The sequence below is a fragment of the Streptomyces sp. NPDC041968 genome, from assembly GCF_055589025.1.
Map to the genome: position 1 here is coordinate 1 of NZ_JBVJCB010000023.1, position 17,130 is coordinate 17,130.

General features: G+C 71.7%; 11 protein-coding genes. 4 read left to right on the plus strand and 7 right to left on the minus strand.

The features are described from left to right. The 4 genes from ACZ6EG_RS33745 to ACZ6EG_RS33760 all read left to right on the plus strand — a co-directional run. Positions 1-4,975, plus strand: a 4,975-nt coding sequence (locus tag ACZ6EG_RS33745) for an amino acid adenylation domain-containing protein (protein ID WP_469610409.1), incomplete at its 5' end; no start/stop codon positions are given. A gap of 295 nt (positions 4,976-5,270) precedes the next feature. Then, positions 5,271-6,236 (plus strand): ABC transporter ATP-binding protein, encoded by a 966-nt coding sequence (locus tag ACZ6EG_RS33750; RefSeq protein WP_356612913.1) that lies wholly within the window; start codon positions 5,271-5,273, stop codon positions 6,234-6,236. Positions 6,237-6,239: 3 nt separating this feature from the next. Continuing rightward, a complete protein-coding gene (locus ACZ6EG_RS33755) occupies positions 6,240-7,049 on the plus strand; it encodes an ABC transporter (protein ID WP_356612912.1) in 810 nt (269 codons plus the stop codon). Between the two features lie 362 nt (positions 7,050-7,411). Then, on the plus strand, positions 7,412-8,419 hold the full coding sequence (locus ACZ6EG_RS33760) for an ArsR/SmtB family transcription factor (RefSeq protein WP_391973009.1): 1,008 nt from the start codon (positions 7,412-7,414) through the stop codon (positions 8,417-8,419). A gap of 148 nt (positions 8,420-8,567) precedes the next feature. On the opposite strand, the gene ACZ6EG_RS33765 is transcribed toward ACZ6EG_RS33760, so the two are convergent. The 7 genes from ACZ6EG_RS33765 to ACZ6EG_RS33795 all read right to left on the minus strand — a co-directional run. After that, entirely contained in the window at positions 8,568-9,677 is a 1,110-nt protein-coding gene (locus ACZ6EG_RS33765) for a prephenate dehydrogenase (protein WP_391973008.1), read from the minus strand. Positions 9,678-9,728: 51 nt separating this feature from the next. Next, positions 9,729-11,135: an aminotransferase-like domain-containing protein gene (locus ACZ6EG_RS33770; protein WP_391973007.1), complete on the minus strand. Its 1,407-nt coding sequence runs from the start codon at positions 11,133-11,135 to the stop codon at positions 9,729-9,731. Further along, positions 11,126-12,244 (minus strand): alpha-hydroxy acid oxidase, encoded by a 1,119-nt coding sequence (locus ACZ6EG_RS33775; protein ID WP_469610424.1) that lies wholly within the window; start codon positions 12,242-12,244, stop codon positions 11,126-11,128. Before ACZ6EG_RS33775 ends, ACZ6EG_RS33770 begins: the two co-directional genes overlap by 10 nt. 98 nt (positions 12,245-12,342) lie before the next feature. Next, positions 12,343-13,497 (minus strand): 4-hydroxyphenylpyruvate dioxygenase, encoded by a 1,155-nt coding sequence (gene hppD / locus ACZ6EG_RS33780; RefSeq protein ID WP_391973006.1) that lies wholly within the window; start codon positions 13,495-13,497, stop codon positions 12,343-12,345. Positions 13,498-13,616: 119 nt separating this feature from the next. Then, positions 13,617-14,558, minus strand: a complete 942-nt coding sequence (locus ACZ6EG_RS33785; RefSeq protein WP_391973005.1) for a TauD/TfdA family dioxygenase — start codon at positions 14,556-14,558, stop codon at positions 13,617-13,619. 77 nt (positions 14,559-14,635) lie between these two features. Continuing rightward, entirely contained in the window at positions 14,636-15,460 is an 825-nt protein-coding gene (locus tag ACZ6EG_RS33790) for an alpha/beta fold hydrolase (RefSeq protein ID WP_469610418.1), read from the minus strand. A 68-nt stretch (positions 15,461-15,528) separates the two neighbouring features. Then, the coding region (locus ACZ6EG_RS33795; RefSeq protein WP_469610421.1) for an amino acid adenylation domain-containing protein at positions 15,529-17,130 on the minus strand (1,602 nt) is incomplete at its 5' end.

The window sequence follows — 17,130 nt, forward strand, 5'->3', positions numbered from 1 at the left end:
CAAACTCGACCGCAAGGCCCTCCCCGACCCCGACTGGGACGGCGTGCACGCGTCGGCGCGCGGACCCCGTACTCCACACGAGGAAGTGCTCTGCCACCTCTTCGCGGACGTTCTCGGCCTGGAGCGGGTCGGCATCGACGACAGCTTCTTCGACCTGGGTGGTCACTCGTTGCTGGCGACGCGGCTGGTGTCGCGTATCCGTACGGCGCTGGGAGTGGAGCTGTCGGTGCGTGCCCTGTTCGAGACGCCGTCGGTGGCGGGCCTGGCGGCGCTGCTCGGGCAGGCCGTGTCCGCTCGTACGCCGGTGGTGGCGCGGGCGGTGCGTCCGGAGCGGGTGCCGTTGTCGTACGCGCAGCAGCGGCTGTGGTTCCTGCACCAGTACGAGCCCGGCAGCGCCCTCTACAACATCCCCGTAGCCCTGCGCCTGTCCGGCACCCTCGACCAGGACGCCCTGCGCACCGCCCTCACCGACGTCACCGCACGCCACGAGGCCCTGCGCACCCTCTACGCCCAGGACGACCACGGCGCCCACCAGGTCATCCTCACCCCCGACCGGGCCACCCCGGTCTTCGAGGTGCGGGACACCACCGAGGACGACCTCGACGCCGCCGTGGCCACCACGGCCGCCCGGGGCTTCGACCTCACCCGCGACCTGCCCCTGCGCACCACCCTCTTCCGCCTCGCCGAGACGGAGCACGTCCTGCTGCTGGTCGTGCACCACATCGCCGCCGACGGCTGGTCCCTCACCCCCCTCGCCCGGGACCTGACCACCGCCTACAGCGCCCGCACCACCGGCCAGGCACCCACCTGGGCACCCCTCCCGGTCCAGTACGCCGACCACACCCTGTGGCAGCGCGACGTCCTGGGCACCGAGGACGACCCCGACTCCGTCCTGAGCAAGCAACTCGCCTACTGGACGCAGACCCTGGCCGGCCTCCCCGCCGAGCTGGACCTGCCCACCGACCGGCCCCGGCCCGCCACCCCGTCCCACCAGGGCGGCACCGTCACCTTCACCATCCCCGCCGACCTGCGCGAACGCATCGAGACCCTGGCCCGGCAGGAACAGGCCAGCACCTTCATGGTCCTCCAGGCCGCCCTCGCCGTCCTCCTGTCACGCCTCGGCGCCGGCACCGACATCCCGATCGGCTCACCCATCGCCGGACGCACCGACGACGCCGTCGAAGACCTGGTCGGGTTCTTCGTCAACACCCTCGTCCTGCGCACCGACCTCACCGGCAACCCCACCTTCACCGAACTCCTCGCCCGCGTGCGGGAGACCGACCTCGCCGCCTACGCCCACCAGGACATCCCCTTCGAACGCCTCGTCGAAGCCGTCAACCCCGAACGCTCCACCAGCCGCCACCCCCTCTTCCAGACGGCGCTCAGCTGGAACGACGACGAGGAGCGGCGCGCGCTCTCCGCGGTCGGTGGGATGCCGGGGCTGGAGGTCTCGGCCGCGGGTGCCTCGTTGGGCGCGGCCAAGTTCGACCTGCTCTTCTCCTTCGGCGACGCGGTCGACGGGTACGCCGGCCGGATCGACTACAGCACCGATCTGTTCGAGGAGGACACCGTCCGTGTCCTGGCCGAACGGACGGTACGAGTGCTCGACGCCCTGGTGTCGGACGTCGGCCGGCCCGTGGGGGAGACGGTCGTACAGGGCGAGGAGGAACTGCGCCGGACGCTCGTCGAGTGGAACGCGACCGAGGTCCCGGGCCGGGAGCGGACCCGTGCGTCGCTGCCGGACCGCTTCGAGGCTCAGGTCGCTCGCACGCCGGACGCCGTGGCTGTCGTCTGTGAGGGCGCCGAGGTCACGTACGCGGAGCTGAACGGCCGGGCCAATCTCCTCGCCCACCGACTCGTCGGGCTCGGGCTGGGGCCGGAGTCCCGGGCGGGCGTCCTCATGGAGCGCTCCGTGGACCTGGTCGTGGCACTGCTGGCGGTGGCCAAGGCGGGCGGCGTGTACGTGCCGCTGAGCGAGGCCTACCCGGACGACCGGATGCGCTGGATCCTCGACAGCACCGGGGCCGAGGTCCTGCTCACCGACCGTGTACTGCGTACCCGGGCGGAGTCGGTGCGCCAGGCGGTACCCCTCCTGACCGCCGACACCGTCGCGACCACGGCAGGGGGCGGGGACGGCCTCGGCCTCGGCCTGGACATCCAGCCCGACCGCCTCGCGTACGTGATGTTCACCTCGGGGTCCACGGGTGAGCCCAAGGGCGTCGCCGCGACCCACGCCGACGTGACGGCACTGGCCGAGGACTCGCGCTGGCTGGGCGGCGTGGTGGACCGGGTGCCGCTGCACTCGCCGCACGCCTGGGACGGTTCAACGTTCGAACTGTGGGCGCCCCTGCTGAGCGGCGGACGGGTCGTGGTCGCCCCACCGGGCGACCTGGACATCGAGACGCTGAGCCGCATCATCGTGGAACAGCGGATCACCGCCCTGTTCCTGACGACGGGTCTCTTCCGGGTGCTCGCCCAGGAGCGCCCCGAGTGCCTGGCGGACGTCCGGCAGGTGTGGACGGGTGGCGACCTGGCCTCCGCGAGTGCGATGCGCAGGGTGATGGAACACTGCCCCGGCGTCCGCGTCGTCCATGTGTACGGTCCGACCGAGGCGACGACGTTCTCGACCTGCCACGTGGTCACCGCGGCCGATGTCGAGGCGGCGTCCGCCGGCGTCCCGATCGGCGGGCCCATGGACAACACACGGCACTACGTCCTGGACGAGCGCCTGCGTCCCGTACCGGTGGGCGTGCGGGGCGAGCTGTACATCGCGGGTGCCGGGCTGGCCCGCGGCTACTGGGGGCGGGCCGGTCAGACGGGCGAGCGGTTCGTCGCCGACCCCTTCGGTGCTCCGGGCGCGCGCATGTACCGCACCGGTGACGTGGTCCGCTGGAACGGCGCCGGCCGTGTGGAGTTCCTCGGCCGGGCGGACAGCCAGGTCAAGGTCCGCGGCTTCCGCATCGAACTGGCCGAGATCGAGGCGGCGTTCGCGGCGCATCCGTCCGTCACCGAGGTCGCCGTCGTCGTGCGCGAGGACCGTCCCGGGGACAAGCGGCTCGTGGCGTACGTCGTGCCGGCCACGGACGGCGGCGCGGACACGCTCCGCGACCACCTGGCCGGGGCACTGCCCGACTACATGGTCCCGCGGGCCGTCGTGGAACTGGACGCCCTGCCGCTGACGTCCGTCGGCAAGCTCGACCGCGCGGCGCTGCCGGTGCCCGAGTTCACGACGGAGGCCGGCCGTGCGCCGCGCACCGAGCGGGAGGAGACGTTGTCCCGGCTGTTCGCCGAGGTGCTCGGCGTGGCGGAGGTCGGGATCGACGACGGGTTCTTCGATCTGGGCGGCGACAGCATCATGTCGATCCAGCTGGTCAGCCGCGCCCGCAAGGCGGGGCTGGTGCTGTCGCCCAAGGACGTCTTCGAGCGCCGCACCGTGGCCGCCCTCGCCGCGGCCATGGAGAACGGCGCCGAGGCCGTGGCGGCCGAGGAGCCGGGCGCCGGTGTGGGGCCGCTGCCGATGACGCCGATCATGCACTGGCTGCGCGAACGCGGGGGTGCCATCGACCGCTTCAACCAGTCGACCGTGCTGCGGGTGCCGGCGGGACTGCGGCTGGAACCGCTGCTCACGGCGGTGCAGGCACTGCTCGACCACCATGACGCGCTGCGCATGCGGGTGTCCGAGGCCCCCGAGTCCGGGGCGCTCGGTTGCCAGGTCGCGGAACCCGGACGTATCCGCGCCGAGTCGGTGACCCGTCGGGTGGAGGCGGCCGGGCGGGACGCGGACGGGTTCGAGCGGACCTACACGGCCGAGGCCCGGGCGGCCGTGGAACGACTGGACCCGGAACGCGGGATCATGCTCCAGGCGGTGTGGTTCGACCGCGGGCCGGCAGAGCACGGAAGGCTGCTGTTGGTGGTCAACCACCTGGTGGTCGACGGGGTGTCGTGGCGGATCCTGCTGCCCGACCTGAAGGAGGCGTACGAGGCCGCGGAGCGGGGCGGGAAGCCCCGGCCCGAGCCGGTGGGGACCTCGCTGCGCCGCTGGGCCCTGCGGCTGCGGGACGCGGCCCGGACACCGGACCGCGTCGCGGAGGCCGACTTCTGGGCCCGGGCTCTGGACACCCCGGAGCCGTTCGTCGGATCGGGGCCGCTGGACCCCAAGCAGGACACGCACCGTACCGCCGGCCGGGTCGAGATGGTCCTGCCCGAGGACGTGACCGTCCCGCTGCTGACCAGGGTGCCCGCCGTCTTCAACGTCGGCGTGAACGACGTGCTGCTCGCGGCGTTCGCCTGGGCCCTCGACGAGTGGCGCGGCCGGGAGGGGCAGACGTCGTTCCTGGTCGACCTGGAGGGCCACGGACGGGTCGAGGAGACCGTCGAGGGCGCCGACCTGTCGCGCACCGTCGGCTGGTTCACCAGCATGTATCCCGTACGGCTCGCCCCCGGCGCCTACGACCGGGCCGACGCCCGGGCGGGCGGTCCGGCCGCGGGCACGGTACTCAAGCGGATCAAGGAGCAGCTGCGTGCCGTGCCCGACTCGGGCATCGGATACGGCCTCCTGCGCTACCTCAACCCGGTCACCGGGCAGCGGCTCGCCGCTGGGCAACGGCCCCAGCTCGGCTTCAACTACCTGGGGCGGTTCGCGGCCGACGGCGCCGAGGACGCCGTCTGGGCCCCCGAAGCAGGAGTGGCGGGCCCGGCCGGTGAGGCGGACACCGCTCCGCTGTCGCACGTGGTCGAGCTGAACGCCCACACCGCCGACGGCCCCGAGGGCGGCCGGCTGGTGGCCGGCTGGACCTGGGCCCAGCGCCTGGTGGCGGACGACTCCGTCATGGAACTCGGCCGACTGTGGTTCGAGGCGCTGCGGGCCCTGGCCCGGCACGCCGAGAACCCGGAGGCGGGCGGGCTGACCCCGTCGGACGTGGCCCTGGAGGAGATCACCCAGGAGGAGATCGACGAGTTCGAGGACCTGCTGTAGCCGGGCCACGCGGCACGGCACACGCGGGACGCGCGGCATACAGGCGGTAGGCGCGGCAGGCACGGAAGGGCCCGTACGGGACACACCCCCGCACGGGCCCTTCCCCATGCCCGTGTCCTTCCCCATGCCCGCGGCCCGCGCTGCCCGCCCGCCCGCACGCGCGCGACGAAGGCACCGACCGCACCCGACCCTCTGTCGAAAGTCGTAGAGGCACTCTGTCGTTGGACGGAAGACCAGGTCAGCGCCGGGCCCGTACCGTCATCGACATGAACGGACCCCTGAGGACGGACTGGCCATGATCACCTTGCGCGCAGTGACGAAGCAGTACGGCACCGCCGTGGCCGTGGACGGCCTGAACCTGGACATCGCGCCCGGCAAGGTGACCGGCTTCCTCGGCCCGAACGGCGCCGGCAAGTCCACCACCATGCGCATGATCATGGGTCTGGACAATCCCACCTCGGGCGAGGCGCTGATCAACGGCAAGCCCTACGCGGCCCTGAAGCACCCCCTGCGTGAGGTCGGCGCGCTGCTGGACGCCAAGGCACTCCACCCGGGTCGGAGCGCGCACAGCCACCTGCTGGCCATGGCACGCAGCAACGGGATCTCCCGTCAGCGGGTGGACGAGGTCCTGGAGATCGTCGGTCTGGAGAAGGTGGCCAAGAAGCGCTCCGGCTCCTTCTCCCTGGGCATGGGGCAGCGGCTGGGCATCGCCAGCGCACTGCTCGGCGACCCGGAGATCCTGCTGTTCGACGAGCCCGTCAACGGCCTCGACCCGGACGGCGTGCGCTGGGTGCGCGAGCTGATGCGCTCACTGGCCGAAGAGGGCCGTACGGTCTTCGTGTCGAGCCACCTGATGAGTGAGATGCAACTCACCGCCGACCACCTCGTGGTGATCGGCCGGGGCAAGCTCCTCGCCGACGACACCATCGACCGTGTCATCGCGCGCAGTTCGCTGACCGCGGTCCGGGTGCGCACCCCGGACGGCGACGGCATGGACAACCTGGTCGGGCGTCTGGAGGCCCAGTCGCTTCAGGTGCAGCGCCACGAGGAGCACGAGATCCTCGTCTCCGGGGTCTCGGTCGAGACGATCGGTGACCTGGCCTACCAGCTCGGCATCAGGCTGCACGAACTGCGTGTCGTCGAGGCCTCGTTGGAGGAGGCCTACATGGAGATGACCGCCAACAGCATCGAGTACAAGTCGCCCAAGCCCGCCGCCGTGGGCGCGGTGCCCCTCCAGGAGCAGCAGGAAGTCGAGGCCTGAGTCATGGCAAGCACAACCGTGAGCACGCGTGCGTCCCAGGCGTCCGCGCAGCAGGGTGGCGGTGGCACGTGGGGAGCGGTGGCCGCGGAGTGGACCAAGCTCTGGTCGGTGCGGGCCACCTGGTGGTGCCTGGCCGGCTCCGTCGTCCTGATGGGTATCTTCGCGCCCGGACTGGGTGTCAGCATCGCGAACAGCTACCGCAGCGACGGTGAGAACGTCGACATCCCGATCGCCCACCCGATGGTCCTGGCCGTGAACATGGTGCAGTTCGCCGTCGTGGCGCTCGCCATGCTGGCGATCACCGCGGAGTACTCCACGGGCAGCATCCGCACCTCGTTGCAGTGCGTGCCGGTGCGCGGTCGCATGCTCTTCGCCAAGTCCGCCGTCGCCGCGCCCGTGATGTTCGTGGTCGGGACGCTGCTGGCGCTGGTCGGGACCGTCACCACCGCACCCCTGCTGTTCGAGTACGCCGACTCCGACCTGGGCAAGGCGGTGCCGACCATCGTCTGCACCGGTGTCTACGTGGCGCTGATGGGCGTCTTCGCCATCGGCATCGGAGCCGCGATCCGCAGCGCCGTGGGCACGCTCACGACCGTGTTCATGATCCTCGCGGGACTGCCCGGAGCGCTGGCGCTCTCCAGCAGCGACTTCACGAAGAAGATCATGGACTATCTGCCCTCCACCGCGGGCCAGCACCTGATGGACGGTGACGCGGAGCCGTACGGACGGATGGGCGCACTCCTCGTCGTCCTCGTGTGGGTAGCCGCCGCCCAGGTGGCCGGCTACCTGGTCCTGCGCAGGCGGGACGCCTGAGCCGATGGCGGCGACTGTCTTCCCCCGTCAGTCGCCGCCATCTTCCCGCCTCCCGGCCCGGTCCGGGAGGCCATTCCCGCATTCGCACTGACTGGCACGTTCCGTTTCTCTATCATCAGATCTCTCCCTGTGCAAGGCCCTTTAGTGCCTACTGAAGGTCCACCTGCGCTACCGTGTTCGATTCGGACGCGTTACTTTGGGAACTACTGCCCTGGACCGGTCGCATATCGGCCGCATGGATTTGGCGTTCGCGATGCCGAGCGGTCCGGGTGATATGGTCTGAGGTTGCGTGATCTGGCTAGCGTAGTGGGGGAACGATGCAGCGGATACGTTTGAACGGCGAGAGTGTCGAAAATGTACGCATGATGACCACTCTGGGACCTGTCTCAGAAGCGATATTCTCCGTTCGCCAGATGGGCGGCAGAAGCGAGGCGGGGTTCCGGGAGTGGGAGGAGCAGGTGTCCGACCGGCTCCGGTCCGGCCGGCTGGACCTCGGCGTCATCTCCGCTCTGCGCCGGACCTCGGACCTGACCTGGCTGCTTGCCGGGGAGGGCAACACCGCGGCCGAGGAACGGCTGTTGCCGCAGGGGCTCAGACGGGGGGACGTCCGCTCCGCGATCGAGCGGTACACCGACGCGTCGGTCGGCCCCTACTGGCCCCAGATGCTGGTGCGCCTGGGCGCCGAGCGCGAGGAGCGGATGCGGAGAGCGCCCGAGGGGGGCGAGAGCCTGCTGAATTCACTGCACCCGGAAATTACCTGGAAAAGGCCGTATCTGGAAATACCCGGGGGTGAGGACAGCGAAATCGAGGTCAACGGCAAGGGGATCCTGATAGCCCCTTCGATCTTCCTCGGGTCACGGCCCGCGGTGTTTCTGCCTAATGTTGGAGGAACCAGCGAATTGCCGGTCCTCGTTTTCTCCGTTCGACTCGCTCCCGCCGAAACGCGTTCCCTGTGGACGGCCCAGGGAAAGGACGCGGAGGCGTTGGACGCGCTTATGGGGCGCACCCGCGCCCAATTGCTCAGGCTCACCCTGGTCGGCGGCACCACCAGTGAACTGGCGCGCCGCGTGGGCACTTCCGCGGCGGCCGTCAGCCAGCACACGGGCATACTGCGCAACGCCGGCCTGATCCGTTCCGAACGGGACCGGAACACGGTCATCCACCGCATCACCGGCCTCGGCAGAGCCGTTCTGAACGGGAAATTCCACGCGGCACACGCGCAGCCGGAAACGATGACCCTCGCCAACGCGGGCGGCGGCCGGGAGACCCGCGTCCCCCGGCAGCGGCAGCCTTTCGCCGTCGGCCGCAAGAGACCCCTCTCCGCGCCCTTGCAGGTGGCGGACGGCGGCCTGGCCTGTCGGGTCTCCTGAGCGACCGCACCCCGCGTGAGCGCGACACACGGCCGTGAGCGGGAGACACGGCCGGGGCGCGACACGCGGACGAGAGCGACGACGCACAGACGAGTGGGGGGTGGAGACCGTTCCGTACGGTCTCCACCCCCCACTCGTCCGCGCGCGCCTACGTCCCCTGGCCGCCCGGCCAGTCCGCCAGCCGCACCGTCCAGCCGCCCAGGCGCAGTTCGTCCGCCAGGACGGCGGCCCGGCCCGGCAGCACCGCCAGCCGGGCCCGGCCCATGAGCCGGTCGGAGGAGTGCTCCATGTCGATGTCCTCGATGTTCACGCCGGCCTTCGCCGCGTCCGCGAACAGCCGCGCCAGCTCTCCCGGGCTGTCGCCCACCGACACCTCGACGGCCGCGAAGTGCGCGTCCGGCACCCCGTGTTTGCCCGGGATGCCGTTCCGTCCGTCCACTCCCCGCTGGAGCAACTCGGACAGCGCCGCCGCCCCGCTCCCGGCGGCACCGTCCCGCCGCTCGACCCGCCGCAGCGCCTCCGCCACGCCCAGCGCGTCGGCGGCCAGCGCCTCCAGCACCTCGGCCACCGGGCCGGCGTTCGCCGACAGGATGTCCGTCCACAGGGCGGGGCTGCCCGCCGCGGTCCGGGTGACGTCCCGCAAGCCCTGACCGGCCAGCCGCAGGGCGGACTCGCTGCCCTCCAGCAGCCGCGCCGCCGTCAGGCTGGCCACCAGATGCGGCACGTGCGAGACGAGCGCCACCGCACGGTCGTGCGCCTCCGCGTCCAGCAGCACCGGCGTGGCACCGCACAGGGACACCAACTCCAGGGCGCAGTTGAGCGCCGGATCACCGGTGCGCTCCGAAGGGACGAGCACCCACGGCCGGCCCTCGAAGAGGTCCCCCCGTGCCGCCAGGGGGCCGGACCGCTCCCCGCCCGCCAGCGGATGCCCGCCCACGAACGAGGTCAGCTCGCAGCCCAGCGCCTCGACCTCCTGGCCCGGCAGGCACTTCACGCTGGCCACGTCCGTGTAGAAGCGGGCCGCCCCGCGCTTCTGCAGATCCGCCAGGACCGGCGCCACATGGACGGGCGGAACGGCCAGCACCGCCACGTCCGCGCACTCGGACGGCTCCCGGGCCCGACCCGCGCCCAGCGCCTCCGCCGTACGCGTGGCCGTGGGGTCGCTGTCGAGCAGATAGGTGTCGACCCCCCGTCGCCGCAGTGCCAGCGCGACGGACGTACCGACCAGACCAGTCCCCACTATGACCGCAGTACGCATAGGACACCCCAACTCCCGGCCGCGCGGGCCCGGCGTCGATCCGATGCCACGTCAGCCCAGTCGCTGCGTGACGAGGGCCGCGAACCTCTCCAGCCCCAGGTCGATCTGAGCGCCCGTCACCAGGCTGTAGGACAGGCGGATCTGGCGGGCCGCCTCGGGATCCGAGCTGAAATAGCACATCGGCGTCCACAGGACCCCGTAGTCGCGGGCCGAGGTCTCCAGCAGCTTCTCGTCCGCCTCGAACGGCACGGTCACCACGAGGAAGAACCCTCCCCGCGGCACGTTCCACCGGACCCCCGTGCCACCGCCGGGCGGGAAGTGCCGCTCCAGGCCGGCGAGCAGACGCTCCAGGTTCCCCCGGTACACCGCGATCTCCCGCTCGTTAGCGCCGTACAGGTCGCAGCCGTGGGCCAGGAGCTTCCCCCCGATCACCGCCTGGGCGATCGGCGACGTGTTCACCGTCACCATGCTCTTGATCTTCGACAGCTGGTCGGCCAGCGGGCCGACGGAACCGCCGGCGTCCGCCACCGCCTGGTCGGCGACGACGTAACCGATCCGGGCGCCGGGCAGACCCGTCTTCGCGAACGACCCCAGATAGATCACCCTGCGCCGCTCGTCGAGCGCCTTCAGCGTGGGCAGCCGCACCCCGTCGGCGCTGAAATAGCCGTACGGGTTGTCCTCCAGCAGCAGCAGGTCCTCCCGCTCCGCCAGATCCAGCAGGGCATGCCGGGTCTCCAGGTCGAGGCTGACCCCCGACGGATTGGAGAAGTCCGTCACCAGGTAGCAGGCCCGTGGCCGCAGCCCGCGCGCCCGCGCGTCCCTCACCACCGCCGTGAGGCTCTCCAGGTCCACGCCGCGGGGCCCGCCGTCCACCTCGAGGACGGGCATGTCGACCAGAGCGGCCGCACCCGTCAGGCCCACGTAGCGCGGCGACACCGTGAGGACCACGTCCCGCTCGTCGGAGCGCAGCGCCCGCAGCACCAGGAACATGGCCTCCTGGCACCCGACGGTCACCACGACCGCCTCGGGGTCGACCACGATGCCCTCGTCCACCTCCAGGTGCCGGGCGACCAGCTCGTGCACGATGCCCTTGGTGCGCCCGTACTGCATCAGCGTGCGGCGGACCTGGTCCTCGTCGCACCCCTTGTCCTCCCTGAGGTACCGCTCGAAACGCCGCAGGTAGTCGTGGACCAGGGAGGTGTCCCAGAAACCCTCGAACGGGCGGCCGGGCGCGAACGACACCGCGTCCGGGAACCGCTGCGCGATCTCGTTGAGGAAGTTCATCGAGCTCAGCGCCTCGTCCTCGAGTGAACCGTGCAGCGCCGAGGTGTGCAACTGAGCCGTCCGGTCGGCCCCGGCCCCGCCGCCGTCCGCCTGCTCCGCCTGATCCACCCGCTCCATCGACTGCGCCCGCTCCGTCCGTTCCGTCCGCTCCGCCGCGTCCCGGATCACCGCCACACCGCCCCCTCGCCGACATCCGTACCGTCGTGCGACGCCCTGCGCAGCACGCGAAGCCGACGCGCCTCGGCCACCCCGGAGCAGCCCGCCAGCCCCAGGGCGTCGCGGAACTCCTCCGCCAGCAGCCCGAGCACCCCGCGCGCCCCGTCGGCGCCACCGGCGGCCAGCCCCCACAGCAGCGGGCGCCCGACGAGCACTCCGCTCGCCCCCGAGGCCAGCGCCTTCAGCACGTCGGTGCCGCTGCGGACGCCGCTGTCCAGCAGCACCTCGCACCGCCCGGCCACCTCGGCGCACACCGCCTCCAGCACGTCGGCGCTCGCCACCGCGCCGTCCAGCTGCCGTCCGCCGTGGTTGGAGACCACCACGGCGTCCGCCCCGGCCTCGGCGGCCCGCGCCGCGTCCGCCGGGTCGAGCAGCCCCTTGACGATCAGCGGCAACCGGGTGCGCCGCCGCAACTCCTCCAGGTCCGACCAGCTCAACGACGGGTCGAACGCCGTGCTCGTGTGCGCCGCCAGCGCGGAACCGCCCGGACTCGCCCGGTGCGCCTCGGTCGCCGTACCCGTCGTGAAGTTGGCGGCCACGACGTCGTCCGGCAGCGCGAAGCCGTTGCTCATGTCGCGCAGCCTGCGGCCCATCCACGGCACGTCCACCGTGAGCATCACGGCGGCGCAGCCGGCCGCCTCGGCCCTGCGCACCAGGTCGAACGAGAGGGCACGGTCCCGCAGCCAGTACAGCTGGAACCAGGTGATCGCCCCGACCGCCGCCACCCGCTCCAGCGGGAAGCTGCTCAGCGTCCCGACGGTGAAGGGGACACCCGCCTCCTTCGCGGCGGCCGCCGCGGCCAGCTCCCCCCGCGGGTGCACCAGCTTCTGGTACCCGATCGGCGCGGTGGCCAGCGGCATGGCCACCCGCCGTGACAGCAGCGTCGTGCCGGTGTCGCACCCCGACACGTCCCGCAGCGCCCGCGGCACGACCCGGATCCGGTCCAGGGCGGCGCGGTTGTCGGCCAGCGTGCGCTCCGCCCCGCTGCCGCCCGCCACGAAGTCCCGCACCCCGTGCGGAAGCACGGCGGCGGCCGCGCGCTCGACGTCGTCCAGACACAGCGGCACACCGGCCGGCCGGCCCTCCGCGGCGCCCGTACCGCCCGTACCGTCCGCGGTACCCGCGGTACCCGCCGGCCGCGTGGTGGGCGCGAGGCTCCGGGCCGTCACCTGGACCAGCCGTTCTCCCGATGACGTTCCAGCTCCACGGCCTCGTACAGCGCCTTGATGTTGGACGAGCCGAACGTCTCCGCGCCGAGCCGCTCGATGACCTCGAAGAACAGGGTCCGCCGCGCGTGCGTGGAGCGCGTGAAGATCTGGAACAGCTGACCGCCGTGGTCCTCGTCGACGAGGATGTTCAGCTCACCCAGCTCCGCGAGGTCGTGCTTGCGCAACCGCACCCGCTGACCGAGCAGTTCGTAGTAGGTCGCCGGGGTGGTGAGGAACTCCACGCCGGCCCCGCCCAGCGTGCGGACCGACCGGGCGGCGTCGTCGCTGGAGAAGGCGATGTGCTGGACGCCCGCACCGTCGTGGTTCTTGAGGAACTCGTCGATCTGACCGGCGTCGGCCACCGGGTCCGGCTGGATGACGGTGAACGTGATGTCCCCGGACCGGCTCTGCACCACCTTCGACAGCATCGCCTGGGTACCCACGACGATGCGCTCCTCGAAGATCTCCCGGAAGCCCAGGGCCTGCCGGTAGAACGCGATGGTGTCGTCCAGCTCGCCGATGTTCACGCACACGGCGAAGTGGTCGACCTCGACGAGCCCCGGGAGGTCCGCCGAGGGACGGCCCCCCTGGGCGTGCGGCCCGTCCACCGCGGCGTCGACCGGTACGAAGCCCTCGGGGAGCCCCGAGGGGTCCTCCTCGGCCCGCTGCACCAGGGAGTGCACGACGTCGCCGAAGCCCGACACCGTCGCGGTGACGACCACGCCGGGGCCCTCGTGGCGCACCGGCTCCGCCAGCGGACGGGCGCCGTTGCGCACGGCGTGGTCGAAGACCGCCGCCACGTCCGGGGCGCGCAGGGCGATGCGGGCCACGCCGTCCCCGTGCGAGTGGACGTAGGCGGCGGCCGGGTGCTCGTCCGTGGTGCTCTCCGTCAGCACCAGGAGGATCCGGCCCTGACGCAGGGCGACGCTGCGGAAGCCCTCCGCGGGGGAGCCCGCGGTACCGACGACGGTGAAGCCGTAACCACCGGTCCAGTCGGCGACCTTGCGGTCGAGGTCCTCGACGTAGAGTTCCACGTGGTCCAGCCGGAGATCCTCCACGGGCGCGTCGTCGTGGAGGCCGGTGTCGGGGCCGGTGTTCGGTGCATGGGTCATAGCGACGGAATTCCTGTTCTTCCGGTACGGAGCGGGCAGGAGATACGGGTCGTCGGCGCGCGCCGACGACGCCGGGCCGGGGTCGGGGAAGGACCGGGCGGGGCGGTACCCGGGACGCGTCAGTCGGACATCGCGACCAGGATCCGGCGCGGGCCGGTGAACGGACGCCGACCGTGCGCCACCAGCACGTTGTCGATCAGCAGGAGGTCCCCGGTGCGCCAGTCGACGTCCACCGCGGCGTCGAGCCCCTTGTCGCGCACCTCGATGACGTACTCGGCCGGGATCGGGCTCCCGTCGGCGAACCGGACGGACTGCGGCAGCTCCTCCTCGGGCAGGATCTGGGCGAGTTCGGCGGCCATGTCGTCACCCAGCGCGGCCGGATGCCACTGGTCGGACTGGTTGAACCACACCTCCGCCCCCGTCACCGGGTGGCGCACCGTGGACGGCCGCACCTGCGTCACCCGCAGACCGCCGTCCCCCAGCCACTCCCACTCGGCCTCCGTGCCCTTGAGGAAGGCCTCGACGTCGGCCCGGTCGTCGGTCTCGAACGTGTCCTGCCAGCTCTTGCCGAGCCCGGCCCCGCCGTGCAGGTTCTGCGTGTAGCGCACGCCCCCGGCGAACGCCTCCCGGACCTCGGGCGCCAGCGACTCCAGCCAGGTCACCCCGTCGACGACCGGCGTGGCTCCACCGGTGGTGGGCTCGTGCGCCGCGAAGAAGAGCAGCCGCGACGGCCAGGCGTACGCGTACGACAGCTCGTTGTGCATGGAGATGGTCAGCTCCGACGGGTATTCCGTCGAGGTGTACACATTGCTCCCCACCTTGCTGCGCGGCGAGTTGCCGTGCACATAGGCGAGCCGGTTGGGCAGCAGGGGATCCATCACGGAATCCAGCGTGCCGTCGTCCACCCGGAAGCCGCGGAACACCAGAGCCTTCTCGCGGACGAGCATCTCGTCGACCCGCTCCGTGTCACTCACGAATTCGGCGAGACCCGCGGGCGTCGCCGCGACACCCGCGCTCTCCGGCGTGATCTCGAGGGGCCGCCAGTCGTGCTGTTGAGTCATCAGATCTCGATTCGGGGATTCGCCCGTACGCGATAACCGCACGGGGCTGATGGACAGGGAATCGGAAGTGCCGGTTCTCAATGGGCCGGAATGTCGGGGACCTGACGGAAGAACTCCACGACGCTCTTGTTCACGGCGTCCGGATCCTCCAGGTACCCGAAGTGACCGCACCCGGGGATCTCTTCGAACGAGGCACCCGGAATCGCCTCGGCGACTTCCCGCCCGAGACCCGGAGGCGTCACCAAGTCGTCCTGGAAAGCGATGACATGACAGGGCACGCCGATCGCCCGGTAGGCGTCGAGGCGCGCCGGCACGGGATCGAGGGTCATGTGGACACGCTCCCCGGGCCCGGAACCGGACGTCGCCTCCAGGACATCCAGCCAGTCGCCGACGGCGGTGTCGTCCGAGAGGGTGCGCGGGGACAGGTTCCGCATGGCCTGGACCACCGCGTCGAACCGCGGGGGCAGCGTCGTCCCCGAGTCGTAGAGCGCGATCTCCGCCGCCGTCAGCGCCCGCCGCATGGCGTCCACCCGCCCCCTGGTGGCCATCAGAACGGCCTGGCGCACCAACTCCGGCCTCGCCAGCGCCAGCTCCTGCACCACATACGCCCCCATGGACGTGCCCACCAGGCGGCACGCGCCGAGCCCGAGGTGTTCGATCAGGCCCGCGAGGTCACGCACGAGGTCGTGCACCGTGAACCCCTCGGCGCAGACATCGGTCGGCGGGATCCCGCGGTTGTCGAACGTGATGACCCGGTGACCCGCGTCCGTCAGGGCCGGCACCTGGTGCAGATGCCAGGCACGCCCGGAGGCACCGGAGCCCATCACCAGGACGACGGGCTCACCGGGCCCACCGGAGTCGTCGTAGTTCAGGTTGATTCCGTTGACGGACACGATGGGCATGGGGCGTTCCTCCGGCGTGGGTCAGGTCAGTGGTGTCGATGGCGTCCGGGCCGCGGCGTGGACCGGGCTCACGCGTCCCATTCCGCCTGCAGGCGGTCGAGCTCCTCCTGGCTGAGACCGGTGAGCGGCGCGTCCGCCTCGAAGTCGGCGACCACCGGAGCGGCCGCGTCGAAGCGCGCGTTCGCCGCCAGCACAGCCACGGTCCTGTGCTCGAACACGTCCCGCACCGTGAAGGAGGCGCCTTCGCGGCGTGCCTGCGCCACGACTTGCAGCGAACGGATGCTGTCGCCGCCGAGGTCGAAGAAGTCGTCGTCGATACCGACCCGTCCCAAGCCCAGGACATCGGCGACGATGCGGCAGAGCACTTCCTCGTGTGGAGTACGGGGTCCGCGCGCCGACGCGTGCACGCCGTCCCAGTCGGGGTCGGGGAGGGCCTTGCGGTCGAGTTTGCCGTTCGCGGTCAGGGGGAGTGCGTCGAGCGTGACGAAGGCCGCGGGGATCATGTAGGCGGGCAGGGTCCGGGCGAGGTGGGCGCGGAGTGCGTCGGCAGTGGCCGTCTCGCCGGTGGTGTAGGCGATGAGCCGCTCGTCGCGGACGATGACGGCTGCACGTGCGACCGTCGGGTGGGTGGTGAGCAGCGTTTCGATCTCGCCGAGTTCGATGCGGTGGCCGCGGACCTTGACCTGGTCGTCCGCGCGGCGCAGGTAGGTGAGGTGGCCGTCGGGGGTCCAGCGGACCATGTCACCCGTCCGGTACATGCGGGTGCCGGCCGGTCCGTGGGGGTCGGCGACGAAGCGTTCCGCGGTCAGGCCGGGCCGCAGCTGGTATCCACGTGCTACACCCTCGCCCGCGATGTACAGCTCACCCGGGACGCCGGCCGGGACCGGCTGGAGGTGGTCGTCGAGGACGTAGACGCGGGTGTTGGTCAGGGGGCGTCCGATGGTGACGGCGTCGCCGGTGGTGAGGGTGGTGGCGGTGGACCAGATCGTCGTCTCGGTGGGCCCGTAGACGTTGGTGACCTGGGCAGCCACCTCGGTGAGCCGGTCGGCGAGGTCGGTGGGAAGTGCTTCACCACCGGTGAGGACTCGCACGCCGGCGAGCGCGGCAGCGGCGCCCTCGTCGGTGGTCACCGACCGCCACAGGCTGGGTGTGGCCTGCATGACGGTGACCCGCTCGTCGGTGAGGAGTGCGCGCAGCTGGTCGGGGTCGTGGACGACACCCGTGGGTGCCACGATCACGGCCGCGCCGGCGGTCAGCGGTGCGAACAGCTCCAGTCCGGCGATGTCGAACCCGACGGTGGTGACCGCCAGCAACCGGTCCTCGCCGGTGAGCGGGATGCGCTCGCGCATGTCGGTGAGGAGGTTCGCCAAGGCCCCGCGGGAGATGACGACACCCTTCGGGCGGCCTGTCGACCCCGAGGTGTAGAGGACGTAGGCGGCCTGGTCGGGGCGGGTGGTGCCGACGGGCAGGTGTGTGGCGTGGTCGGGCTCGCGCTCCCGCACGCCGTCCAGCCACTCTTCGTCGATGACGAGGACGGGTCGGGTCTCCTCCCGCATGAAGGCGAGTCGGTCGGCGGGGAAGTCGGCGTCCAGCGGCAGATACGCGCCGCCCGTCTTCAGTACTGCCAGCAGCACGGTGACCAGGTCGGTCGTCCGTGGCAGCATCACCGC

Excerpts from the sequence above, each read along its gene's own strand:
- hppD (WP_391973006.1), bottom strand. The coding sequence starts at position 13,497 with ATGACCCATGCACCGAACACCGGCCCCGACACCGGCCTCCACGACGAC.
- ACZ6EG_RS33790 (WP_469610418.1), bottom strand. The coding sequence starts at position 15,460 with ATGCCCATCGTGTCCGTCAACGGAATCAACCTGAACTACGACGACTCC.
- ACZ6EG_RS33755 (WP_356612912.1), top strand. The coding sequence starts at position 6,240 with ATGGCAAGCACAACCGTGAGCACGCGTGCGTCCCAGGCGTCCGCGCAG.
- ACZ6EG_RS33765 (WP_391973008.1), bottom strand. The coding sequence starts at position 9,677 with ATGCGTACTGCGGTCATAGTGGGGACTGGTCTGGTCGGTACGTCCGTC.
- ACZ6EG_RS33785 (WP_391973005.1), bottom strand. The coding sequence starts at position 14,558 with ATGACTCAACAGCACGACTGGCGGCCCCTCGAGATCACGCCGGAGAGC.
- ACZ6EG_RS33750 (WP_356612913.1), top strand. The coding sequence starts at position 5,271 with ATGATCACCTTGCGCGCAGTGACGAAGCAGTACGGCACCGCCGTGGCC.
- ACZ6EG_RS33760 (WP_391973009.1), top strand. The coding sequence starts at position 7,412 with ATGATGACCACTCTGGGACCTGTCTCAGAAGCGATATTCTCCGTTCGC.